Source organism: Georgenia ruanii (assembly GCF_009193175.1).
Lineage (GTDB): Bacteria > Actinomycetota > Actinomycetes > Actinomycetales > Actinomycetaceae > Georgenia > Georgenia ruanii.
In genome coordinates, this window is record NZ_VUKE01000001.1 from 284,772 (window position 1) to 308,706 (window position 23,935).

The window sequence follows — 23,935 nt, forward strand, 5'->3', positions numbered from 1 at the left end:
GTCGTCCCGTCCCCCTCCCGGCACGGGCCGCGGCACGGGCCGCGCCGGGGATACGGGGACGGGCAGGGCCCGCGGCCCTGCCCGTCCCCGGCGCGTCAGCGCGACGTCACTTGGCGACGGCCTTCTTCAGGGCCGAGCCGGCGGAGATCTTGACGCCGTAGCCCGCGGGGATCTGGATCTCCTCGCCGGTACGGGGGTTGCGGCCGGTACGGGCGGCGCGCTCGACACGCTCGACGCTCAGCAGACCGGTCACCTTGACGGGCTCACCCTTGCTCAGGGAGTCGACCAGGACCTCCTGCAGCGCCGACAGAGCGGCGTCGGCCTGCGACTTGGTGAGCGAGGAGCGCTCGGCGACGGCGGCGACGAGCTCGGTGCGGTTGACGGACATGGAAACCCTCTCGTTCGGTTCGGGCGCTGCGTTTCGGCGCCGCTGCGCCCAGACATTACGCACCGGTCGGCGAAGTTGTCGCTTTCACGCGCCGATTTTCCGGCGTGTCCACGCGGTTTGCGAGCCTTCGCGGCCCCGTCGGAGGCTTCCGGGCGCCACTTCGGCAGCACCTGCCGCCAAACCGGCGCGCCGCGCCCGGCCGCGGCGCGTCGCGCCGAGCGGGGCAGGATGGTGCCTCGCTCGGAAAGTGACGGCGCGGCGTTGGTCGCGCGAGAGGAGACGACATGGAGCAGCGCACGCTCGGCCGCACCGGCCGGCAGGTCTCGGTGGTGGGGCTCGGAACGTGGCAGCTCGGGGCCGACTGGGGCGAGGTGGACGAGGCCACCGCCCGGGGCGTGCTGGCCGCGGCGGCGGAGGCCGGCGTGACCTTCTTCGACACCGCGGACGTCTACGGCGACGGGCGCAGCGAGCTGATCATCGGCGGGTTCCTGCGGGACAACCCCGGCCTGGGCGTCACAGTGGCCACGAAGATGGGGCGGCGGGTGGCGCAGGTGCCGGCGGCCTACCACCTCGAGGCGTTCCGGGCGTGGACGGACCGCTCCCGTCGCAACCTGGGCGTCGACCGGCTCGACCTGGTCCAGCTGCACTGCCCGCCCTCCGCCGTGCACGCCAGCGACGCCGTCTTCGAGGCGCTGGAGGCCCTGGTGACGGAGGGGCGCATCGCCGCCTACGGCGTGAGCGTGGAGACCAGCGCCGAGGCGCTTGCGGCCATGGCCCACCCGAACCTCGCGACGGTCCAGATCATCCTCAACGTCTTCCGGCGCAAGCCGCTCGAGGAGGTGCTACCGACGGCCTCCGCGCGCGGGGTCGGCATCATCGCGCGCGTGCCGCTCGCCTCCGGGCTGCTCACCGGCCGGTACCGCCACGACACCCGGTTCGCCGCCTCCGACCACCGCAGCTTCAACCGCGACGGCAGCGCCTTCGACGTCGGGGAGACCTTCGCGGGGGTGGACTACGACACCGGCGTCGACGCCGCGCAGGAGTTCGCCCGGCTCGTCGCCGACCTCGGCCCGGCGGGCGCCACCCCGGCGCAGGTCGCCCTGCGCTGGGTGGTCCAGCAGGCCGGGGTCAGCACGGTGATCCCGGGGGCCCGCACGCCCGAGCAGGCGCGGCGCAACGCCGCGGCCGCCGCGCTGCCGGCGCTGTCGCCCGAGCTCCTCGCCGCCGTCGAGGAGCTTTACGACGCGCGCATCCGCGAGCAGGTGCACGCCCGCTGGTGAGCTACCACTCCAGGGCGGCCGAGCCGTACGGCGCCGGCGGGGCGGGGTAGTCCAGCGGCGCACCGTCGACGGCGAGGGGCGGGGGCACGTACTCGAGGTCGCCGAAGGCCGAGGCGCACCGGCGCAGCGGCGGGGGCGCCGCATCGGCCCCCGGCGTCGCCCCGGGCTCGGCTGGCGGTTCCTCCCCCGCCGGCGCGCCCAGGCCCAGCAGCTCCGCGGCGACGCGGGCGAGGGCGACCCGGGCGACACCGCCGCCGCGGTCGGCCCGCCCGGCGAGCAGCCGCATGACGGCGGCGGCCACGAGGTAGCCGGTGGCGAAGTCGAGGGCCTGCACCGGCAGCGCGCCCGGCCGCCACGCCGGGCCCTCCTGCGCCGCCCGGTCCTGTCTCCCCGCCGGGCCCCCTACCCTCGTCCCGTAGACGTGGGCGATGCCGGTGGCGACCTGCACGATGCTGTCGAAGCCCCGCTCCCGACCCCATGGACCGGTCGGCCCCCACGCGGACAGCTCCGCGACGACGAGGCCGGGCCGGCGGGCGAGGACCGCCTCGGCGTCCAGGCCGAGCCCGGCGAGCGCACCGGGTCGGTAGCCGGTGACGAGGACGTCCGCGGCGGCGAGCAGATCGTCCAGCCGGCGCCGGGCCGTCGGGTCGGTCAGGTCGGCCACGGCCGAGCGCTTGGCGAACCCGGTGTCGAGGTGCTGGTCGGGCAGCTCGGGGTTGTCCGGCGGGTCGATGCGCAGCACGTCGGCCCCCAGGGCGCCGAGGAGCCGGGTGGCGGTCGGGCCGGCGAGGACCCGGGTGAGGTCGAGGACGCGCAGCCCGGCGAGCGGCGGCCCGTCGGTGCTCGCCAGCGCCGGTCCCGGCGCCTCGGTGCGCGCGACGTCGACCAGCGGCTGATCGGGAACGAGGCGGCCGTGCTCGTGGGCGCGCCACTGCGCGGGGGTGCGCAGCGCCGCGGCGACGCCGCCGGCGGCGCGCACCCGGGTCTCCACGGTGTGGGCGGGCAGGGCCGCCACGGCGGCGGCCACCGCGGCGCGGGCGGCGCCGTCGTCGGCCTGGTCGGCCGGCACGCCCAGGGCGGCGAGCAGCGCCCGACGGTGGTGGGGGTAGTTGGCGTGCACGCGCACCCAGCCGTCGGCCGCGGGGTAGAACGTCGACAGCGGTGCCCACGCCTCCGGGGCGCGGCCGGCGACCCGGAGGTGGCGGAAGTCGTCGAACGCGGCGGCGACGTGCCGGCTGTCGAGGGACAACCGGTGGGGGACGCCGCGACGGTCCGCGAGCGCGGCGGTGGCCCGGGCGGCCTCGCGGACACTGCCCACCGCGAGGGCCTCGACGTCGAGCGGGCCGCCCCAGATGCGGCGCGGACCGGTGACCGTGACGACTGCGGCGGCGTCGTCGGACCGGAGGGCCGGGGCGCTCGACAGCTCCGGCCACTGCGCCGTCGGCTCCGGGCGGCCCGGCGTGTCGTAGGTGGTCATGGCGCCTTGCTTACACCACGTCCCGCCGCCGGAACACCACCGCCGCGAGCGCGCCGAGGGCCGCCAACCAAAGGGCCGCGCCGGCGGCGGCGGCCGGCGCGATCCCGAGGCCGGGGGCGAGCACCTTCGAGCCGTACACCCGCAGGCGCCGGGGCTCGAAGGTCAGCCACGCGGAGCGCTCATTGAAGGGGCGGTATCGATGCGCTACGCCATGCCGGCGGAACTCGATACCCGCTGCATTCCACGGGGCAAGAATGGTCTGCACGTCGGCCACGGAAGCACGTGCGTGACAGCAGCGAACCCTTGGGCTCTAAAATCTGCTGGCACGGCGCACTGCGTGATTGGAAAGCCGATACGGAGGATTCCATGCAGGTGACACACATTGGCGCGGCATTCGCGGTGACGAACCCGACCGCGGCGGGCGCCTGGCTCACTCAGAACCTTGGCTTCCGGGTGCTGGTGGACCTCGGCTGGTACGTGAGTACCCAGCACCCAGACCGCGAAGACTTGCGCGTTGACTTCGTCCAGCAGGACCACGAAACGTGGCCGCGGCCGGCCGAACCAGTCCGCGGGGCGATGCTCGCCTTCCTGGTCGCGGATGTCGACAGCCAGCACGCGCAGATGGTGGCCGGAGGCGTCACCGTCCTCAAGCCGCTCGTGACAGAGCCCTGGGGCCAGCGCCGGTTCCAGGTGGCCGGGCCCGAAGGACTTGTTGTGGAAGTCGTGCAGCCCGTCGACCCGGATCCTGAATGGATGGCGGCGCAGAGCCTGACCATCTGAGCCATTCTCCGCAAGGAAGCAGGGAACCTACTCAGCCGTTGACCTGGCTGCGTTGACCTGGGACGTGGCGGCCGGCAGACGCCAGCCCCACGACGTCGGATCCGCTCAGCGACGCCAGAGGTACGGCGTCGTCGTGGACACCTTCAGAAGGCCAGATCTTTCCAGGATGGGTCGCGAGTACTCCGTGGAGTCGCTGTTGATGAGGGTCTTGCCCATGCGGAGCGCCGAACGGGCCCGGGCCGCGGTCAGGGCGCGATAGATCCCGCGACCCCGCCACTCCCTGAGCGTCACGCCTCCCCAGATGCCCGCAAAGTCCGTCCCGGGGACCGGCTCGAGGCGCCCGGCGGAGACGATGTGCCCGGCTGCCTCGGCGACCCAGAGCTCCATGCCGTCATCACGGGCGAGCCGGACGAGCAAGGCGGTGGCCATCGCCTCTGCCTCGACGGCAGAGTCACCAAAAGCCTGCGCGCTCATCGCGCTCATAGCGCGAACGTCACTCTCCTCGGCGGCCCGCCGCAGCCTGACGCCGTCCGGCAGAGGAACGTCGACCGCAAGTCGCTGCGCGGGGCCGATCATGATCGATTCCTGCTCCTCTGGGACGAACCCGTGCCGAAGGAGGCTCTGGTGCAGTCCCGGCGCGTCGTCGTGCGCCCGCGTCTTCCATTCCACCCGCCCGATTTCGGGGTCCGCTCGGTAGTGCGCGAGCGCTGCGCGCACCAGCCGATCGATCGCGCCGGCATCGGCTCCGCCGAGGTCTTGGTAGGTAACGAAGCCGCGGCCACCTGCGAACGTCACGAGCCGCACCGGACCAAGAGCGGTCACCTTGACCGCGCTCGGTGTCTCCGCTTCGGTCCGCAACTGTTCGTCGTACGACGCGAGTAGGCGACTGCGTTCATCCACACGCGCATAGTGGCTGAGTTCGTGTCCGGGCTGCCAGCCGATTTCGGTGGACCACGGCAGGGCGCGACAACTGAAAAATGACCGCCCTCCCGCCTCGCAGGCGCGCCAATGAGAAACACCCATGGGGTTTCCGGGAGGAGCGGGTGCCGAGATGTGCACCGTAGCCCACATTCGCAACAATTCCATGGAGCTGGCGGTGATATCACGTCGGCCCAGTGGATGGGGCGCCGGGTGGGCGTCCGTCGGCGGCGCGTGGGTAGTTGCCGGCCGCGGCCCGTCGGACCAGGCTGACCCGCGTGACCTCCTTCGTCTCGCACACCACCATCGACTGTGCCAACGCCTACGACCTGAGCGAGTGGTGGAAAGGGCTCCTGGGCTACGTCGACCTCGCGGACGACCCGAACAACCCGGGCGACGAGGAGTGCATGATCGTCGACCCGGACGGCGGGCACCGGCTCTTGTTCATCGAGGTTCCGGAGGACAAGGTCGTCAAGAATCGCATCCACCTCGACCTCCGGCCCCGGGCCGGCACCCGGGACGAGGAGGTCGACCGGGTTCGCCGGCTGGGTGCGCGAGAGCTGGCGGACCGTCGTGGGCAGTACGGTCCCGGAACGGGATGGGTCGTCTTCGCGGACCCGGAGGGCAACGAGTTCTGCGTCCTGATGTCCCCGGAGGAGCGGGCCGCCGCCCTGGCGGGCTCGGAGTAGCGCGACGCAGCACGGCGAAGTCCCGCCATCGTGAGGGCCGGGACGCTCGTGACCTCGGCGACGAGACACCGACGCCCCGGGCGACCTACCCCAGGTGCCGCGCGAGCACGGCGACGAGCGCGTCGACGTCCTGCTCGGTGGTGTCGAAGGAGGCGACGGCGCGCACCACCGCGGCGCGGGCGTCCCAGGCCAGCACCGGCGCCTCGGCCACGACGGCGGGAAGCTCCGCCGGCGGGACGGGGATGAAGACGGCGTTGGCCTCGACCGGGTACACCGGTGCGACGCCCAGCTCCCGCAGCCGCGCGGCGAGCAGGTCCGCGGCGGCGTTGGCGTGGGCGGCGTTGCGCCGCCACAGGTCGTCGGTGAGCAGGGCGAGCAGCTGGGCCGAGACGAAGCGCATCTTCGAGGCCAGCTGGGTGGCGGCCTTGCGCAGCCGGTTGACCGGCTCGGCCAGGTCGGGCGCGAGGACGATGACGGCGTCGCCGAGCAGCGCCCCGTTCTTCGTCGCGCCGAAGGAGACGACGTCGACGCCGGCGTCGGTGGTCAGGGCCCGCAGGCTCGTCCCGAGGCGGGCGGCGGCGTTGGCGAGGCGGGCGCCGTCGACGTGGACCCGGGCCTGGCGCGCCCGCGCGAAGGCGGTGAGCTCGCCGAGCTCGGCGACCGTGTAGGTGGTGCCCAGCTCGGTGCTCTGGGCGACGGTGAGCGCGGCGGGCCGGGCGTGGTGGACGGTGCCGTCGTCGGCGTCGAAGGCCGGGGCGAGCAACGCGGGGGTGGCCTTGCCGGCCACGGCGGGGACGGTGACCAGGCGCATGCCGCCGACCAGCTGCGGCGCGGTGGACTCATCGGTGACCATGTGCGACTCGGCCGTCGCGACGGCCGCCTCCCATGGCCGCAGCAGCGCCTTGAGCGCGAGGACGTTGGCGCCGGTGCCGTTGAAGACGGGGAAGACCTGCGCGTGCGGGCCGAACAGGTCCCGGACCCGCTCCTCCAGCGCCGCGGTGATCGGGTCGGCGCCGTAGGAGGGCGCGTGGCCCTCGTTCGCGGCGGCCAGGGCGGCGAGCACGGCGGGGTGCGCGCCGGAGGAGTTGTCGGAGAGGAATCCACGCGTCATGGACGTATTCTCTCCGTCGGCGCGGCGGCCTCGAACCGGGGGCGGCGACGGATGTCCGGCCGGCGGCTCCGAGCCCCGGGCACGGCGGCTCCGGGCCCCGGGCACGGCGGCTCCGGGCCCCGGGCACGGCGGCTCCGAGCCCTGGGCCAGCGACAGCACCGTCCGGTGTTGGCATTTCCGTCACGACACGGACAGGTTCCGGCCATAGTGTGCCGCCAAGTGACATGCGGGACACCGCGAAAAGGGGGCGCTCATGACTGGTGCGGTCGACCCGTTCATCGGGACCGAGCCGACCGACCTGCCCACGCCCGTCGGGCTGGCCGCGACGTGGTGGTCGCCCAAGCCGCAGATCGGCAACACCCATCCCGGGGCGACCTTCCCCCTCGGCATGGTCTCCGCCTGCGCCTACTCCGGCGCCTACCCCACCGGCTACGGCCGCTACGAGCTGAGCACCGAGGGGGTGCCCGCGCCGATCCACGACCGCCAGCTCGCCTCCGGCCTCACCCACTTCCAGCAGTCCGGCACCGGGGCGATCCGCAAGTACTACAACTACTTCCGCGTCTCGCCGATGCTCGAGCCGCTCGACGCCCTCGGCACCTCCTGGGCGCTGCACGAGGAGGAGGCCGCGCCGGGCTGGTACGCCGCCACGCTGGACACGGGCATCCGGTGCGAGGTGACGGTCGGCCCCAAGAGCGCCGTCCACCGCTACACCTTCCCCCGCCACCGCGACGCCCGGCTCGTCGTCGACTTCTCCCACGGCGGCCTGCAGATCCCCTTCGGCAGCACCGTCCCGCTGCGCGCGTACCTGCAGTCCGTCGGGCCGGGGGCGGCCCAGGGCGAGACCGTCGTCGAGGGCGCGCCGCTCGCCGTCCACGTCGAGTGCGACGCCGACCAGTGGCGCCAGCTGCTGTGGTACGACCGGCGCCTCATGCCCGGCGGCACCCGGCTGGACTTCGACTCCATCCGGCCCACCACCCTGCGCCCGTTCGGCCTCATGTGGGCCGGCCCCACCCGGGCCGGGCAGAGCGTGGAGCTGCGCTTCGGTTTCTCCCTGCGCGGGGCCGAGCAGGCCCGCGACAACCTCTACCGTGACTGCGGGCCCGGGCCCACCAGCTTCGCCGACCGCCGGGAGGCGACGACGCGGGCGTGGCGCGAGCACCTCGACCTCGTGCGGGTGGACGCCCCCAACCCCGAGCGCAAGACCGTGTTCTCCACCGCCCTGTACCACTCCCTCGTCAAGCCGTGCCTGGCCCCGGCGGAGAGCCCCTTCTGGCCCGGGCCGGGCCCGTTCGCCTTCGACGTCAGCACCATGTGGGACATCTACCGCACCCAGCTGCCGCTGCTGACCGCGCTGGTGCCCGAGCGCGCCGTCGAGCTGGCCCGCGCGCTGCTGACCGTCTGCGAGGAGGAGGGCAACCTGCCCATCGGCTACCGGATGGCCAAGGGCGCCGACCGGTTCAGCCGGCAGGGCAGCGCCCTCGCGCACACCCTGCTCGCGGACCTCTGCGAGCTCGGGCTGCCCGGCATCGACTGGGACTGGGCGCTGGCGCTGATGCACATCGACCTGCGCCGCGACTACGGCGAGGACTTCCTCCTGCGCGGCCTGGCCCACCCGATCAGCCACACCCTCGACCTGGCCATGGGGTACTGGTGCACCGCGAAGGTGGCGCGCCACGTGGGCGACCGCACCCTGGCGGAGGAGCTCGAGCGGCTCGCCGGCCACTGGGTCAACGCCTTCGACCCCGGCACGGGACTGCTGCACGACTCGACCTTCTACGAGGGCGGGCGGTGGAACTACTCCTTCCGGCTCGTGCACGACATGGCCGCCCGGATCGGCCTGGCCGGCGGCGACGCGGCGTTCGTCGCCCTCCTCGACCGGTTCTTCGGGTTCGGGGCGGCGCCGGTGCCCCTGCCCGGCGTGCACCCCGGCGCCGAGGAGCTGGCCCGCGGCTACGCGCTCGACCGGTTCGAGGGGCTCAACAACGAGCCGGACATGGAGGCCCCGTGGGCCTACCAGTACGCCGGTCGCCCGGACCGGACGGCGGAGGTGGTCCACGCCGTCGTCCACCAACGCTTCGGCACCGGCCGCGGCGGCCTGCCCGGCAACGACGACTCCGGCGGGCTGAGCTCGTGGTACGTGTGGGCCTCGCTGGGGCTGTTCCCCGTGGCCGGCCAGAACCTCGTGCTGGTCAACGCGCCGGCGCACGAGCACGCCGAGATCACCATCGGCCCGGAGGTGCTCAGCATCGACACGACCGGGTTCGTCCCGCCCGAGCCGGACGGGCCGGCGCAGTACGTGCGCGACGTGCGCCTGAACGGCGCCCCGCTCGAGCGGGGCTGGCTCACCGGGGCCGAGCTGCGCCGCGGCGGCCGGCTCGAGATCGCGCTGGGGCCGACCCCGACCGGCTGGGGATCGACGCCGCGCCCGCCGTCGCACCCCGGCAGAATCACCCCGACCACCCCCGCATCGGAGGTACCCGCATGACCCAGCCCGACCGCCGCCTGGTCATCGTCGTGCGCGCCGACCCCGTCATCTGCGGCCACTCCGGCGAGGCCCGCAACCTCGCCGAGGCCGCCCTGGACCGCGGGTTCGACGAGGTGCGCATCGTCACCTGGCCGATCGACCGGCTCGAGGCGGCCGGGCTGCCGCTCAAGCCGCTGGATCGGGTGCTGCCCTACCGGGAGGGGATCGTCGTCGAGCGGCCCGCGCCGGTCGGGGACTACAAGGTGCCGGACGGGCGCTACCTCGCCGGCCTCACCGGCCGGCTCGTCGAGCTCTTCACCGACGGCGTGCCCACGGTGTGCCTCTCGCTGTACCTCAGCCCGCACACGGTCGCCGTCGCCGACGCCGTGCGCGTCGCCCGCGACACCGGGCTGCCGGTCGACGTCACGACGATCGCCGAGGCGGTCGGCTCGGACGTGACCAACGTGGTCCGCGCGTGCGTGGAGGAGGACCGCTTCGGTGCCGCGGCGCACGTGCTCTCGAGCTACCTGAGCCAGGACGTGTGCCTGGCCGTCTCGGAGTACACCCGCGACCTCATCGTGGCCGAGGCCGCCCACATCGACGCCCGGCACGGCACCGACTTCGCCCGGCGCTGCCGCGAGCGCATCGGCATCTCCTACCCCGCCATCGACACCGGCGCCTACCTCGACCTCGACCCGGGCGCGGTCGAGGCGCACCTGGCCCGCCGCGGCCTGGAGGCGGGCGGCTACGTGCTGTTCCTCTCCCGGCTGGCGCGCGCCAAGGGGGTCGACGACCTCATCGCCGGTTTCGCGCGCAGCCGCGCCCGCGACCACGTGCGGCTGGTCGTCGCCGGCCGCGGGCCCGAGGCGGCCGAGCTGCGCGCGGCGGCGGCGGCCTCCGGGGCGGCCGAGCGCATCACCTTCCTCGACGACGTCTCGGACGAGGAGAAGCCCTACCTCATGGCCGGCAGCGCCGCCTACGTGCTGCCGAGCAAGCCGCGGCCGGAGTTCGTCGAGACGTTCGGCATCGCGCTGGTGGAGAAGATGCTCGCCGGCGGCGGCCCGGTCATCACCACGGACACCGGCGGGATCGGCGAGGCCGTCGCGGACTGCGCGCTCATCGTGCCGGTGGAGGACCCCGGCGCCCTCGCCGCGGCCCTGGACCGCGCCGTGCTCGACCTCTCCCCCGCCGAGCGCGTGGCCTGGGAGCGGCGGGCCCGGGCCCACGCGCTGCAGTTCGACCGGGCCGAGGTCTTCGACCGGATGTTCGCCCGGCTGCCCCAGGAGGTGGCCGAGGTCGGCTGACCGTGGCGTGTCCTCACGGGCTGAGAGCAGCATCTCCGCACCGAGTGACGCGCAGGTGTGGCGGGCGACGGGAACGTCCCGATACCCTCGACGGCGGAGGGGAGTACTCCCACTCGGTGGCAGCCGTCAGCACAGCGGTTGACGACGTCCGCTCGGCGCCACCAGTCCCACGGCCGCACGCCACGCGGCCGCGCGGGGCGGAAGAGACCTCCGGTACCTGATCGACCCGACGTACCGGAGGACCTGTGGACGTTTCCGCGCTCGCCTGGATCGTGCTCGGCGGCATCATCGTCGCGATGATCGCCGTCGACCTCATGGGGCACGTGCGCAAGCCGCACGCGCCCAGCCTCAAGGAGGCGACCTGGTGGTCGCTCGCCTACATCGCCATGGCCGTCGTGTTCGGCTTCATCGTCTGGGCCGCCTGGGGCTCGGGCTACGCCGGCGAGTACTTCGCCGGCTACGTCACCGAGAAGAGCCTCTCGGTGGACAACCTGTTCGTCTTCGTCATCATCATCGCGGCGTTCAAGGTGCCGCGGGAGTACCAGCAGAAGGTGCTCATGTGGGGCATCGTCATGGCCCTGGTCATGCGCGCCCTCTTCATCGCCGTCGGCGCGGCGGTGATCAGCGAGTTCGCCTGGGTGTTCTACCTGTTCGGCGCCTTCCTCATCTACACCGCCTACGCCCAGGCCAAGCAGGGCGTGGAGAAGCCCGAGCACCACGACGCCGACGAGTACCACGAGAACGCCCTGGTCCGCGGCGTGCGCCGCGTCTTCCCGGTCACCGACGGCTTCGAGGGCGGCAAGCTGTTCCACCGCGAGGGCGGCACGCGGTACCTCACCCCGCTGCTGATCACCATCCTCGCCATCGGCACCGCCGACCTGATGTTCGCCGTCGACTCGATCCCGGCGATCTTCGGCCTCACCCAGGAGCCGTACCTGGTGTTCGCGGCGAACGCGTTCTCCCTGCTGGGCCTGCGCCAGCTGTACTTCCTCATCGACGGCCTGCTCGACCGGCTCGTCTATCTGCACTACGGCCTGGCCGCGATCCTCGGCTTCATCGGCGTCAAGCTCGTCATCCACGCCCTGCACGAGAACGCGGTGCCGTTCATCAACGGCGGCCAGCCCTGGCACGGGCTGCCCGAGCCGACCATCGCCGTCTCGCTGGGCTGGATCGTCGGCGTCCTGGCCGTCACGGTCGTGGCGAGCCTCTGGAAGAACAAGAAGGACGCCCGGCTCGCCGCCACGGCGGGGGCGCCGGAGGCCGAGCGCGGCGGCCACTGATCCCGTCGCACTGGCCGCACGGCGCTGCCCGCCCCGACGGCGAGGGCCGCCTCCCTCGCGGAGGCGGCCCTCGCCGTCGTGCGGTGCGGGTCAGGCCATCGTCTCCGTGCCGCCGGCGGTGTCCGCGACCGGCGTGGCCGCCGGGGCGGCCGCGAGGGCGCCCTCGGTGTACTTCGCCGCGGCGATCGGACCAAGCGCGGCGTACACGGCCGCAGCGGCGACCCCGCCGGCGAGCCAGCTCAGGTCGACGCCGCCCATCGCCGTCGCGATCGGCCCCTGGAAGGCCGGCAGCAGGCCGTACATGAACAGCCAGGTGCAGAACACCCCCACGAAGAACGCCACGTAGGCCGCCCAGTTCAGGTCCGGGAGACGGCGGGTGCCGGGCGCGTCGAACAACCGGTCCACCCGCACGGCCTGGCGCTCGATGCGGTAGTAGTGCACCAGCATGATGCCGCCCCAGGTCGCCACCCAGGCGACCAGCCCGATCAGCCAGGTGTCGAGCACCTCGGCGAAGTTCTCCTGGAAGATGAAGAAGATCACCACGAGCATGGCCAGCACGCCGACCAGGACGCTGAGCGTGCGGCGAGGGATCTTGACGTCCAGGGCCTGGGTGGCCACGGAGAAGGTATAGATGTTGAGGATGTTCGTGGCGATCGGTCCGTGCAGGACCAGCAGCAGCACCGGGATCGCCAGCGCCCCGTAGTTCTCCACGATCAGCTGCCCCGGGTCGACGGTGCCGTTCTTCGTGGCCAGCGTGGCCCCGAGCACGCCGAGCCACACCACGGGGAGGAACTGGCCCAACGTGCTGGCCAGGTAGAGCTTGTGCCGGGGCATGGTGCGGCTGACGAAGCGGGAGTAGTCCGCCGCGTAGGTGAACCAGGTGATCCCCCAGCCGATGCCGATGGCCGTCATGATGGCGGTCATCGCGGCCAGCCGGGACCCGCCGGTGAGGATGGCGCCGTCGGGCCCGGCGTAGGACCAGTCGATGTCGAGGAAGAACCACGCCACCACGGACATCAGGATCAGGATCGCGATGGTCGGCGGGACGGTCCACCGCTCGAAGGCCGCGATCGCCCGGTATCCCTTCCAGGAGATCGCCACCTGGACGGTCATGAGGAACGCCGCGACGAGGATCTTGGCGGCGTAGTTGTGCGCGGCCGGGTCGACGAGGCCGATCTTGCCGAGCAGCGCCATGACGAGGTCGAGGATGATCCACGTGTTGACCGCGCTCCACCCGATGGAGAGCGCGGCCTGGATGCACGCCGGCAGGTAGTTGCCGCGCCGCCCGAACGCCGCCCGGGAGAGCACCATCCCGGTCACCCCGGTCTTCTGGCCCATGAGGACGAAGAGGCCGAAGAGCGCCATCCCGATGAGGTTGCCCAGGATCAGCACGATGAGCGTGTCGGCCAGCCCGAGCCCGAGGCCGACGCCGAGGGCACCGAGCACCCAGTTGATCGGCGCGATGTTGGCGCCGCACCAGATCCAGAACTGCCCCGAGACCCTGGTCGTGCGGGCGCTCTCGGGGATGGGTTGGAGCTGTTGCTCAAGATCGTGGATAGATGCCGAGTCATGCGAAGACGTCGTCGTCATGGCGCAGGCCCTTCAGGAGTGAGATCGACACGTGAACAGAATCCTGGACACGTGCGCAGAATCTTCCGGGTTGTGAAGCACGCCACACAAGACCCACACTGTCCCCCATGAATCGCCACATGGCTGACATTTCGTCATGCCCCTGACGCTGGAGGCCGTGCTACGCCACCCGAGCCTCGCGCGCGGCGAGCCCCGGGTGCTGGCCGGCGCCGGCGGCCTGCAGCGCCGGGTCCGGTGGATCCACTCCAGCGAGGTCCTGGAGATCGCCGCCCTGCTGCGCGGCGGCGAGCTGCTGCTGACCGGCGGGGGGATGCTCGGGGCGGCGTCGGAGGAGGACCAGCGGCGATACGTGCGCGAGCTGGCCGAGCGGCGGGTCGCGGGCGTGGGCATCGAGACGGACCGCGGGCTGCCGGAGGTTCCGCCGCCGCTGCTGGCCGAGGCCGAGCGGCTGGGCTTCCCGGTGGTCGAGCTCCGACGGCGCATCCCGTTCGTCGACGTGGCCGAGGCGGTCAACGCCGAGCTGGTCAACGCCTCGGTGGTCCGGCTGCGCTTCGGCGGCGAGCTCGCGCACGCGCTCTCCGCGCTGCTCGCGCAGGGCCGCGACGCCCACGCGCTGCTGGACCTGGTGGTCCGGCGCACCGGCGCCGGGGCCGCCCTCTACGACAGCCGCGGCGGCCTCATGATCCAGCTGCCCGCCACGGCGGACGAGCAGCCGGACGAGCAGGACGAGCCGCCGCCGGCCGTCGCCGGGCTGACCTCGCGGATCACCGTGCGCGGGGCGCACGCGGCCACCCTCGTGCTCACGCCCGGCCCGGACAGCGACCTCGACCTCCTGGGCGTCGCCGGCGAGCGCGCCAGCGAGGCGCTCGGGCTGGCGCTGCTGCGCACCCGCCCGCCCTCCACCCGAGAGCTCGCCGGCAGCGAGCTCGCGCGGTTGGCGTCCGGGGGGCCGCAGGAGCGCCGCCGCCTGACGCAGCTCGCGCAGATCGTGGGGATCGACCCGGCCGACCCGGTCGTGGCCCTCGCGCTGATCACCCCCGCCACGAGCACCGGGCTGCCGGGGCTCGACGGGCTCCTCCAGCGCCACGGGCGCGTCGCGATGGACGCCTCCGAGACACAGGTGCGCATCGTGATGTCGCTGCCCGACCGGCACGGCGCGGCCCGCAGCCGGCACGCCCTCGCCGCCCGCCTCACGGCGTGGGTGCAGGAGCTCGAGGCGGTGGGCGTCGGGGTGGGCCCGATCGTCCCGGACCTGGCCGCGGTGGCGACCTCCATGGAGGCGGCCGAGGCCGCCGTGCGGGACCGACCCACCTACGGCCCCGGCTGGGCGGTCGACGCGACCACCGCCGCCGTCGAGCACCTGCTGGACGCGCCGGGCCTGGACGCCCGCCGGGAGCTGTTCGTCCGCGGCCAGCTGGCGATGCTCCTCGCGCTGCGCCCGGTCGAGGGCGAGACGCTCATGCACACGCTCGAGACCTATTTCGACTGCGGGTGCAACAAGACCCGGACCGCGGAGCTGCTGCACCTGCAGCGCCAGTCGCTCTACGGGCGGCTGGACCGCGCCTTCGGGCTCCTGGGCGGCGACCCCACCGGGACGGACCGCGCCCTGCCGCTGCACCTGGCCCTGCGGCTGCGTCAGCGCCGCGGCGCGTGACCAGGCGCAGGAGACACCGAGGGCCACCGCTGGGCAACGGTGGCCCGCAGAGGAGGAGGAATCATGGGCCGATCAGCAACCACCGTGCTCTACGTGCTCGCGATGGTCGTCGTCGTGGTCGGCGCGGACGTCCTGTTCTTCAGGAACCATTTCTGGGCGCGGCTGATGGCGAACGTCGGCATCGTGCTGGTCTTCGGGGCCTTCTACGTCAGGTTCCTGGCGCGTCCGTGAGCGCAGCCCCCTCGGCTCCGCTGCGTGCGGCTCACCGTCGCGGCGGCGGTCCACGGCACAGAAACGCAACCGTGCTCGCCCGGGGCCTCCCCGGAGCGGGCGGTCGGCTCTCCTGGAGGACAGGAGCGACGGAGCAGCGACAGGTGAGTGTCAGGACGACACTCACCTGTCTGGCTGGTGGAGGCTTATAGGAATCTCGACGTGTCTTCGCTGCGCCGATGTCGTTCGCCAGCGCGCAGCGGTACGCGCGCCGCTGTGGGCTAAGTGTCTTCCGGCCAGCCGGCCATCGGCGGCTCGCGTCTGTGAGGGGGTGTGAGCCCCTTCGGACTTATTCGAGGACGCGGTTCATGCGTTGGATGAGCGCTTCGAAGTTGTCCAGAGTGGTCTCGCTGAGCCCGTCGATCCTCTTGGGGTCGCGGAGGAGCACCTCGGCTGGCTTGTAGTGGTCGAACTTGCCGTGAAGTTGCTGCAGGCGGTGAACGATGCGGTCTCCGCCGCCCAGGTTCTCCTCCTTGACGCGACGCCCGAACGCCGTGTTGTAGAGGGGAAGATAGTCCTCGACTGTGAACAGGTCCTCGATGTCGGCATGCTTGGCGTCGATGATGTCCCCGACCCGGATAAGGCGGTTCTGTTGGATTCGGCCGGCTTCCATCGCTGCCTCGAGACGGTTTGTGCCCTCGGTGCCGGAGTCGACGAGGACGGTGACTTCGAGTTCCCGGCCGATGAGCGCGACGAACGCCGGGATGTTCGAGGAACTGCCTGCGGGAAGGATGCGCAACCGCTCGTCGAGCCTGCTCCGTCCTTGGTTGCCGAGGTGACGGCTGATGAGGTCGAGGTAGAGAAAGTCGCTAGGACCCTCGACGAGGAGGTTGTGGCTTCCGATGAAGAGGTGCTGTGCGACGTCGTAGCCGAGGGCGGCCTGGAGTGGGAAGAGGCTGTCTGCGTCGACCGTCAGTGCTTCTTGGCTCACGACGGAGCCCACCTTGGGTCCCTGGTCTTCGACGATGCGGATGCGGCGGAGGTTGCCCGTCTCGACCATGAAGGGTGAGTGCGTCGTGTAGATGACGGGGGCGACGGCGGCGAGGCGTTCGTTGATGAAGCGCAAGAGGTCCGCCTGTGCTCGGCCGTGCAGGGTGAGGCCGGGTTCGTCGAGGAGGATCACGAGGTTGTCGTTGCGTGATTCGAACTCGGTGAAGGCGGCGAGGAATGAGAAGAACCAGCGGAAGCCGCTCGACCGTTGCGAGAAGTTGTTCGTGAAGTGGTGCCGGGTGTCTTCGACGCGGATGTCGAGGATGTTCTTGGTGACGCGCGCGTGCCCCTGGGGGTCGTTCTCGATCGTCCGGTCGATGTCGAACCGCACGCGCAGGCTCGGATTCTGCTTCCAGTACTCGAACACCTGCTCGGTGAGGTCGTTGCTGACGGCTTCGAGTTCCGCTCGCCGGTCTTCATAGTTGTCTGAGGACAGCGCTTGCGGTGTGGTCTCTGCGAGAGCGAGCAGCGAGCGTGCCGTCTGGTCCGATGTCGACCCTGTTTCCTGCGGCTGCTCTTGCGCCAGTCTGAGCAGGTCGATCCTGCCGTCAAGGACGCTGTACTCGCCGAAATAGAAGAAGTGTGGCAGGTAGGCGCTGAGCATATTGCTGATGGCCTTGTCCAGCGTCGCATCGCCCACAAGGTCGGCAACAGCGTTCGTCACCCGCGCCAACGCCTCCTTCCGATCTTGGGCGCCCTCGCGAACCTCGCCCTCGTCCGGATCACCCGCGTCCGCGTCGCCCTCGTCGGCGAGGTCTCGAACGCGCGCCTGGAGGTCGTCAAAGGTGCGTGCTTCCCCGACTGCCACAGCGATGTCCTCTGGCAAGTCCAGCCTTTGGACGAGCGCCTCCACTGCGTTCGGTTCTGAGGCTGGGACGTCCCACCATTGCGTGACGTCGTCGTACTTGCGGTAGACGGCGACCTCATCATGCGTCAGGACGCCCTCACCGAACTCTTGGGCAATCATTTCCTTCTCGGCGTCATCAAGGGTAAACACCGCCTCGATCGGCCGGACGTCGCCGATGATGTCCGCACGCCGGTCCTTTGCCAGCATCCATCGGGGGTAGTCGTGCTGGGTCACAAACGTTGATCCGTCGACCGGCTTGAGTCGGTGGAGCGCAGTAAGGACGGCCGTCTTGCCCGCCTCGTTCATGCCCACGAGGCACGTGACATCTGTCTCCACATTGATGGAGCCGGTGTCAATGATGTTACGGAAGTGCCGCACTCGGAACCGAGCGAGTCGCATTTCTACCCCTTTGTGTGGCTGCCACGATCGAGCAGGAGATTCTGACCGTCAGTGTACGTATTGGCGCCGACAACCCTTGGGGCTCAATAGGCGGCCCAGCACTCCCCTCACCCCATGCAACCGGATTGCACCAGGGCCGAATGGGGTCGGATACGCGGCCCTACCGACCCGCGAGGGCGACGATGCCCACGTCCTGACTCAGAGGGGAGCAGAGGGGAACCAACGATGAGATGCTCGCAGTCCAGAGAGGAGTGTTCGATGACGATGCCGCCACGACCTGAAGTTCCAGACGCCCACGGCGCGCCGTTACAGGAGGCACGCCAGGCGGTCCTTGATGCCGTCGACCTTATGGATAACGCTGAGGTCGCTGCCCTCCTGGGCGTTGGTGATCTCGGTGGCGTGGTTGGGCTTCTCGGCCTGCCCCTTGGTGAGGTGGTCCGGTATCCGACGTTCCAGTTCGACGTCACCGCCAAGACTCTTCGACCGGTCGTGCGCGCCGTGAACGAACTGCTCGATCCGAAGGGCACCGACGGCTGGGCCGTGGCGTCCTGGTGGGTCAGGTCGGATGCGCGCCTCTACGGGGCGTCCCCGGTATCGCTACTGGGGACCGAAGAGGAGCCGCACCTGTTCGTCATGGCGCAGGGCGACATCGAAGGATTCTGATTGACGACGGCGAATGAGCCTGCGGTTCCGGTTGCCCCGGGCCGACTGTCGGAATGGAGTGCAGCGTGATCCTGGATTCGTGGGTCGAGGCGCCTGGGCAGGAACGCACGGACGTCAACAGTGTGGTCCGCGCGCTGCATCGCGGGATGCCGGGTTGCCGGGTCATCGAGGTCGAGGAGAGCAGCGCCCAGACGTGCGTCTGGGCGGCCGTCGTGTACTCGGGTCCGGGGCCTCTTCCGCTGTGCCTGGGCCTGTTCGTCGAGCGCACGTTCGTTCCCGCCGACGGCGACTCGTCGCTGCTGCCCGCCGACAGCGGCCAGGGGCTCAACATCGTCGTGTTCGCCAGCGAGAACCCATGGGACCCAGAAAGCGCCTACCCGGTGAGACCTGGCGGCGCGCCCCGTGTCGCGGCCGCATGGCTTCGCGAGGTTGGCCTGGCCGACCTTCCCACCGATAGCGAGCAGCGCCGGGTCGCCGCAGCGCTCCTGCCCGGCGTCGTTAAGCCCCAACTGGCACTGCTGTGGGCCGAGGCGACCACGACGGACCTCGCAGCGCTGCCCGAGGAGTGGATCCAAAGCCTCCACGAACGCACCGGCGGATAGGCGCCCCGCTCAGGGAACGGCTGGCAGCGAGATGACGGCCTACTCCCTCGACGCGGCGATCTCGGCGTTCAACTGCTCGAGCAGTTCCTCGAACCCACGGCGCACCTCCGGCGACATGCGACGCGTGGTCGGCTTGGCAGGCCGTGGGGCCTGGACGACCACGACGACCGTGCCGGCGGATCGCCTGCCGCTCGCCCGTAGTCCGTTCGGAGCGTGCCCGTGCTCGGGCCCGAGCAGTCCGGCTCGCCCTCTCGTTCATGCCTGCCTGCCTTTCGTACCGGTAACCCGCGCGTCAACGAAGTGGCCGAACGACGGCACGTTTTAGGTAATCACTGTGCCGCATCGCCGTTTTTCCGGGCGCTCGGCGCCTCAGGTTGCTCAGATGAAGACCTGGGCGCCCGGCTCCTCCAGCGCCGCGAGCGACCGCCGAACAGACACCTTATGGGGATATCAGGTGGAGCCGCCGGTGGACCCGTCTTATCCCCCTCGACAGTCAGCGAATGGTGTCGAGTTCCGGCACCAAGGGCTCAGGGACGAGGCGTCCGATGAGCCTCGGCATCTCTTGCTCAAGGGCAATCCGAGTGAGCAGGCCCTCCCGGATCGTCCCGAGGTCGTCGCGCTGCGCCACAGCCCGGTAGAGGACGCGGAGGAAGGCCTCGCGGGACTGGCCCTGTTGGGGGTACCACGTGAGTGCCATCGCGACCTTCCTCTTCTGCGGTTACAGCATAGGAAATCAGGAGACAGCGACAGGGAAGGTACGTGTGTGCGTCAGTGAGCCGTGTGAACGCCGCGGGAGCGCTTAGGCACGAGGCCCCTACTCACGACCATGGCGCTCTCCTCCTTGAGAACGTGTACCGGTTGACTTCCTCGGTGAGCCTGCCACGACCAGCCCACATCGAGGGACGTTAGGCTGCCAGATTGGGTTCACCGAAGACACTTAACCACCTCCGAACCACAAGATGTAGTGGCCACCACCGCGACACGCCACGACATGTTGTGTGCGGGTGAAGGACAGATGTCAGGGGTATAGGGCATTCTTGGAATGCACAACGACCCCGGCTGGCAAGTTGCCAACCGTAAAGGTCGACGGCCAACCGGGGTCGGGATGGTTCTTGGGGAAGAACTTCCGTTCACCCTACTGCGGACGGTCGCGGTGCGCGGCATAAGGAGCCGGGCAGCGCGTCTGATCAGCAGCGGCCGGGTGCAGGACAGGAGGCAACACCATGGTGGAGCCGATCAAGCCGGGCACGCCGGCGCCGGGTTCGGGGCAGTGGGAGATCGTGGGGCCGCGCGGCGGCCGCACGGGCGAGGAGCGCACGGCCGTCCTCGGCAAGCCGCTGCCGCCCACCCCGAAGCCCGGCCAGGGGTACATCTTCGTCGACCCCAGCCGTAACGGCGCGGGCCGGGGCAAGTAGCCCCTCGGTGCTCACCTGAGGAACAGCCCCGGCCGCTCTTGCTGCTGGGGCTGTTCCCGTTCCCAGGCTTGACGACCATCAGGTCCCACGACGGGCCAACTACATCGCGGCGATCAACGCCTTCCTTGACCACCTGGCTGCCCGCCAGATCTTGCGCATCGATCGCTCCCGACCCGGACGCGCTGAGCCGCTCATCACCATCCGGGCGCACATCATCGCCAAGCCGACTGGGCCCCGACAGGTGAACCCTTCCCGGCCAGCCTCGTCCGCCCAAGACGAAGCCCACCGGAAGGCGCGGGCCGCCCGGTGGGCCGCTCGCAAGGCCGGGCTGCTGCCACCGGTGCAGCCTGCCCCACGACCGCCCGTCTACCGCAAGCCCGTCGCGACAGACACCCGGTCCCTCCCGTTGCGGGGCCGCGCTGCATCGTCTGTGGTGGCGCGCTCAGTGAAACGCTCGCCAACCATGGCCGGCACGTCGGCTGCTGAGCAGCGTCGCAGTCGCGACATGGCGACCTCCCCCTCACCTCCGCGCGTGTCCATACCCGCGCACCGAGGCCGGAGACCTCACCTGCCGGAGCCGACTGGCGTCCGGGCTCCGCAAGTCCGCCCAAGGCCCGCATCGTCGGGCGCCCGACGGGAAGACGGGATGCGGGCCATCCGATAACGGGGAGGCGGCCTCCTCGACTAGACGTCGGAACCTGTCCGTAGGCTCGGTTCGAGAGAGAGGAACTCCATGCCCAACCACGCCCTTTCCCCGTCAGTCATGCTCGCCACCTCCATGCACGCGCAACCGGGCGTATACGCCGTCCTGCTCGGCTCTGGTGTGTCGACCGGCGCTGGTGTCCCCACGGGCTGGGGCGTCGTACAGGACCTCGTGAGACGCGCTGCGGCAGCAGCCGCACCGGGCGACTCTGGTTCACTCCAACAGGCCCAAGAGGACCCAGAGGCCTGGTGGGCCGACCACGGAGAAGGCGACCTGGGGTATGCCTCGCTGCTACAGACCCTTGCTCCTACCGCCGCTGCCCGGCAGGGCCTCCTCGCTCGCTTCTTCGAACCCTCCAATGAGGACCGAGACGCAGGGATCAAGGTGCCCAGTCGGGCCCACCACGCCATCGCTCAACTCGTGAAACGAGGTCTCGTTCGCGTCATCTTGACCACCAACTTCGACCGACTCATGGAGCAGGCACTCGACGCGGCAGGGATCGCCCCGCAGGTCATAACTCGCCCGGAAGCCGTGAACGGCATGGCCCCATTCGCTCACGCCGAAGCCACTGTCATCAAACTCCACGGCGACTACAAAGACCTCGGCACGCGCAACACGCCCGAGGAACTCGACGACTACCCCGACGAGTGGAACACGCTCCTACGGCAAGTCTTCGACGAGTACGGCCTCATCATCTCCGGCTGGTCAGCCGACTGGGACACCGCCCTCGTCAACGCCCTCGAGACATCCCCGAACAGGCGATACCCGCTGTACTGGGACAGCCGCAGCAGCAAGAGCGGAACAGCCCAACGCGTCCTCGGATACCGCAAGGGATTGGTGATACGGGGGGCAGGAGCCGACGAACTCTTCGATGATCTCGTCGCGAGCGTCGACGCGCTCGAGCGGCTGTCCCAGCCGCCGCTCACCACTGCCATGGCAGTGGCACGGGTGAAGCGATACCTCCCTGACCCCGTCCACCGCATTGACCTACACGACCTGGTTATGAACGCGGCCAACGAGGTCGCCGACCACATTGCCGCCCAGCCTTTGAACGGCCTCGACGCCGCCCAGGCCCAGGGGATCTACGAGGGTTACCGAGAGGCTGTTGCACCGCTCATCCACATGCTCACGACCGGTGTGTGGCATGACCAAGACGGCATCCACGACAGCCTCTGGATAGACGTGCTCCAACGGCTCGTCGACGCCGGCACAACGCCGATCTCCTCGGCTATCCGCTGGCTGGACCACGCCCGACTCTGGCCTGGGCTCCTGGCCATGACCGCGATGGGTGTCGCCAGCGTCCGGCGCGATCGAGAACCGCTCATCATCCGCCTCGCCACCGAAGTGCGAGGACGTGGACGGATGGGCACCGCTGACCCAACGGAGGCTGCACAACTCATGCACCCAAACCGGGTGCTGGCGGCCGACTTGGTTAACAACATGCCACGATGGGAAGGGCAACGCTGGCTCTACCCAGCCAGCCACCTGCTCAAGGCTGACATCCGCAGGTTCTTCGAACCCTTCATCCCGCTCGACGCGGACTACGTGGAGGCCTTCCACGGATACGAGTACCGCCTCGGGCTGATCCAAGAGCACTCGAAGGGCCTCGGCAGATATCGCGCGTTGAGCGGCGAGTACGCACACGAAGACAGGTGGTCCCACGAGGGCGTGCCGTTCGCGGAAGTCGCGTTCCGTCAGGCCGGCGAACGAAGCCGCGACTGGCCATGGCCGGCCCTGCTCCAGACCGAAGACCTGGACATCGTCCTGACTCAGCACCGAGAGGTGCTCGCACACTACCGGGACCGCTTCTGACAGAACGACCACCCCGCGCTAGAGAGTGACGGGCGGGGATCACGTCACTCTCTAGCGCGGTGGGGTCCGAGGACGACAGCCCGACAGCAGGCAAGCAGGGCAGGAGCGGCCGCATGGCAGCCAAGGAGAGCGCAGTAGGGAAGTTCGGCGACCCAATTGCGATGCGCCTGGAAGGCTCAGAAGTACGGTGTCGAACCGAGGCAGGGCCTTTCGCCCATGAACTCGTCTGGAGCGGGTCCCTTAGTGCTCCTCGAGAACGATCTCAGCAAGATTCTCTCGGTCCGGTCCGGTCGGGTAGCGCAGCAGCAACCTTCCGTCTTCCCTCATGACTTGGTAGTCGCCGGGGGAGAACGGGTCCCACTCGGCACGACTGTGCCCCATAGGACGACTGAACCGATAACGGATGCCGTCAGGGGATACATAGAGATCGTAACTGACGTCCCCGAGTGCTGGACCTCTCTCGACCAGCCAGTGGCGATCGCTCATTGACGTTTCGAGACGGTAGTAGTTGCCGAAGTTCGTGATGAAGAGCGCCAAGACGCCGGCCACAGCACCAGCACCCCACAGGATGACGACAAGCACCGTGAAAACGACCTTGTCCGTGCGACCGGTCGGAGACGCACCAGTGGCGGCGAGACGGCCGGCGGTAAGAAGCAGCCCGGAGATGGCCACGACAAGGACGGCCCAAGCGGCAAGATCGACGACATAGTCGTGACCGTCGACGATGATCTTCCACCCATCGGAGCGAGACTTGATGAGGAGCCCGACGACGACCGAGCCGACTGCAGTGAAGGACGCCCACACCCTGAGGTGAAAGCGCATCCGTCGCTGTGGCGGGGTCGTTCCAGAAGCCATGGCTTCCTCAATTCGTGGCCGGGTGTCCAACGTATTGGGCGCGGCGCCATGTCTATCGGAAGGGAATGTGAGATTTTCGTGAGGGTAGAGCACGCATGCTCGGGATGACGGCGTGCCCGCGCTGGACGGTCGGTTGTACCGGGCTCGTTTGCGGGTTGAGAGGCATTCGGCTGGACGGGCCAGGCATCACCCGATGACGACGGGCGCGTACCGAAGCAGTGGAGGGCATTCGGGCCATTCCGAACCGGGCGTGCGGACGCGCCCAACTTCAACACAGTGGCGAGGCGTCGTCACCATTGGATCGGAACGGACGGTGACGCCACCCACACTCTTGAAAGATCAGTTAGTTTTATGGCTATTCCGTTTGGCGCAACGACGCGGGCAGGAGATGACATGGGTCGAAGGACGACGTTCATTTCGTTGGCGTGCGCCGTCGCGTTCATC

21 protein-coding genes are annotated in these 23,935 nt (G+C 70.3%); 12 read left to right on the forward strand and 9 right to left on the reverse strand.

Translation table 11 applies throughout. The features are described from left to right. Window positions 1-106: 106 nt before the first annotated feature. Window positions 107-388 carry an HU family DNA-binding protein gene (locus tag GD880_RS01370; protein ID WP_152202168.1) on the reverse strand — a complete coding sequence of 94 codons (282 nt, stop codon included), beginning with the start codon at window positions 386-388 and terminating at the stop codon, window positions 107-109. A 284-nt stretch (window positions 389-672) separates the two neighbouring features. Between GD880_RS01370 and GD880_RS01375 the strand changes: the two genes are divergently transcribed. Then, complete coding sequence (locus GD880_RS01375; protein WP_152229827.1) at window positions 673-1,668, forward strand: aldo/keto reductase; 996 nt, start codon at window positions 673-675, stop codon at window positions 1,666-1,668. A gap of 1 nt (window position 1,669) precedes the next feature. On the opposite strand, the gene GD880_RS01380 is transcribed toward GD880_RS01375, so the two are convergent. Further along, entirely contained in the window at window positions 1,670-3,145 is a 1,476-nt protein-coding gene (locus GD880_RS01380) for a CoA transferase (RefSeq protein WP_152229828.1), read from the reverse strand. Window positions 3,146-3,155: 10 nt separating this feature from the next. Then, the gene (locus GD880_RS01385; protein WP_152229829.1) at window positions 3,156-3,419 is read right to left on the reverse strand and encodes a hypothetical protein; all 264 of its coding nucleotides are present in this window, start codon (window positions 3,417-3,419) and stop codon (window positions 3,156-3,158) included. Window positions 3,420-3,427: 8 nt separating this feature from the next. Here GD880_RS01385 and GD880_RS01390 point away from each other — a divergent pair, with 8 nt between their 5' ends. Next, window positions 3,428-3,925 (forward strand): VOC family protein, encoded by a 498-nt coding sequence (locus GD880_RS01390; RefSeq protein WP_226909293.1) that lies wholly within the window; start codon window positions 3,428-3,430, stop codon window positions 3,923-3,925. Between the two features lie 105 nt (window positions 3,926-4,030). Here the strand turns inward: GD880_RS01390 and GD880_RS01395 are convergent, their stop codons facing one another. After that, window positions 4,031-4,948, reverse strand: a complete 918-nt coding sequence (locus tag GD880_RS01395; protein ID WP_405002709.1) for a GNAT family N-acetyltransferase — start codon at window positions 4,946-4,948, stop codon at window positions 4,031-4,033. A 173-nt stretch (window positions 4,949-5,121) separates the two neighbouring features. Between GD880_RS01395 and GD880_RS01400 the strand changes: the two genes are divergently transcribed. Further along, window positions 5,122-5,532 carry a VOC family protein gene (locus GD880_RS01400; RefSeq protein ID WP_152229830.1) on the forward strand — a complete coding sequence of 137 codons (411 nt, stop codon included), beginning with the start codon at window positions 5,122-5,124 and terminating at the stop codon, window positions 5,530-5,532. 85 nt (window positions 5,533-5,617) lie between these two features. On the opposite strand, the gene GD880_RS01405 is transcribed toward GD880_RS01400, so the two are convergent. Continuing rightward, entirely contained in the window at window positions 5,618-6,643 is a 1,026-nt protein-coding gene (locus GD880_RS01405; RefSeq protein WP_152229831.1) for a threonine aldolase family protein, read from the reverse strand. Window positions 6,644-6,896: 253 nt separating this feature from the next. Here GD880_RS01405 and GD880_RS01410 point away from each other — a divergent pair, with 253 nt between their 5' ends. The 3 genes from GD880_RS01410 to GD880_RS01420 all read left to right on the forward strand — a co-directional run bounded on the left by GD880_RS01410 (window position 6,897) and on the right by GD880_RS01420 (window position 11,691). Then, window positions 6,897-9,128 (forward strand): glycoside hydrolase domain-containing protein, encoded by a 2,232-nt coding sequence (locus GD880_RS01410; RefSeq protein ID WP_152229832.1) that lies wholly within the window; start codon window positions 6,897-6,899, stop codon window positions 9,126-9,128. Continuing rightward, window positions 9,125-10,411 (forward strand): glycosyltransferase, encoded by a 1,287-nt coding sequence (locus GD880_RS01415; protein WP_152229833.1) that lies wholly within the window; start codon window positions 9,125-9,127, stop codon window positions 10,409-10,411. The genes GD880_RS01410 and GD880_RS01415 overlap by 4 nt, the downstream gene beginning before the upstream one ends. 245 nt (window positions 10,412-10,656) lie before the next feature. Next, a complete protein-coding gene (locus GD880_RS01420; protein WP_152229834.1) occupies window positions 10,657-11,691 on the forward strand; it encodes a TerC family protein in 1,035 nt (344 codons plus the stop codon). Between the two features lie 90 nt (window positions 11,692-11,781). Here GD880_RS01420 and GD880_RS01425 read toward each other — a convergent pair whose 3' ends face one another. Next, window positions 11,782-13,281 carry a purine-cytosine permease family protein gene (locus tag GD880_RS01425; RefSeq protein WP_152229835.1) on the reverse strand — a complete coding sequence of 500 codons (1,500 nt, stop codon included), beginning with the start codon at window positions 13,279-13,281 and terminating at the stop codon, window positions 11,782-11,784. A 136-nt stretch (window positions 13,282-13,417) separates the two neighbouring features. On the opposite strand from GD880_RS01425, the gene GD880_RS01430 reads away from it, so the two are divergent. Both GD880_RS01430 and GD880_RS20180 read left to right on the forward strand, forming a co-directional pair. Beyond that, window positions 13,418-14,935 (forward strand): PucR family transcriptional regulator, encoded by a 1,518-nt coding sequence (locus GD880_RS01430; RefSeq protein ID WP_152229836.1) that lies wholly within the window; start codon window positions 13,418-13,420, stop codon window positions 14,933-14,935. A gap of 63 nt (window positions 14,936-14,998) precedes the next feature. Then, window positions 14,999-15,166, forward strand: a complete 168-nt coding sequence (locus GD880_RS20180) for a hypothetical protein (protein ID WP_193314308.1) — start codon at window positions 14,999-15,001, stop codon at window positions 15,164-15,166. A gap of 328 nt (window positions 15,167-15,494) precedes the next feature. On the opposite strand, the gene GD880_RS01435 is transcribed toward GD880_RS20180, so the two are convergent. After that, window positions 15,495-17,441 carry an AAA family ATPase gene (locus GD880_RS01435; RefSeq protein ID WP_152229837.1) on the reverse strand — a complete coding sequence of 649 codons (1,947 nt, stop codon included), beginning with the start codon at window positions 17,439-17,441 and terminating at the stop codon, window positions 15,495-15,497. A 258-nt stretch (window positions 17,442-17,699) separates the two neighbouring features. Between GD880_RS01435 and GD880_RS01440 the strand changes: the two genes are divergently transcribed. Beyond that, entirely contained in the window at window positions 17,700-18,104 is a 405-nt protein-coding gene (locus GD880_RS01440; protein WP_152229838.1) for a hypothetical protein, read from the forward strand. Between the two features lie 65 nt (window positions 18,105-18,169). Then, a complete protein-coding gene (locus GD880_RS01445) occupies window positions 18,170-18,706 on the forward strand; it encodes a hypothetical protein (protein WP_152229839.1) in 537 nt (178 codons plus the stop codon). 493 nt (window positions 18,707-19,199) lie between these two features. Here GD880_RS01445 and GD880_RS01450 read toward each other — a convergent pair whose 3' ends face one another. Further along, on the reverse strand, window positions 19,200-19,403 hold the full coding sequence (locus GD880_RS01450; protein WP_152229840.1) for a hypothetical protein: 204 nt from the start codon (window positions 19,401-19,403) through the stop codon (window positions 19,200-19,202). Between the two features lie 526 nt (window positions 19,404-19,929). On the opposite strand from GD880_RS01450, the gene GD880_RS01455 reads away from it, so the two are divergent. After that, window positions 19,930-20,121: a hypothetical protein gene (locus GD880_RS01455; RefSeq protein ID WP_152229841.1), complete on the forward strand. Its 192-nt coding sequence runs from the start codon at window positions 19,930-19,932 to the stop codon at window positions 20,119-20,121. A gap of 733 nt (window positions 20,122-20,854) precedes the next feature. Then, the gene (locus GD880_RS01460) at window positions 20,855-22,636 is read left to right on the forward strand and encodes an SIR2 family protein (protein ID WP_152229842.1); all 1,782 of its coding nucleotides are present in this window, start codon (window positions 20,855-20,857) and stop codon (window positions 22,634-22,636) included. A gap of 240 nt (window positions 22,637-22,876) precedes the next feature. Here GD880_RS01460 and GD880_RS01465 read toward each other — a convergent pair whose 3' ends face one another. Further along, entirely contained in the window at window positions 22,877-23,491 is a 615-nt protein-coding gene (locus tag GD880_RS01465; protein ID WP_152229843.1) for a hypothetical protein, read from the reverse strand. Window positions 23,492-23,935: the final 444 nt, after the last annotated feature.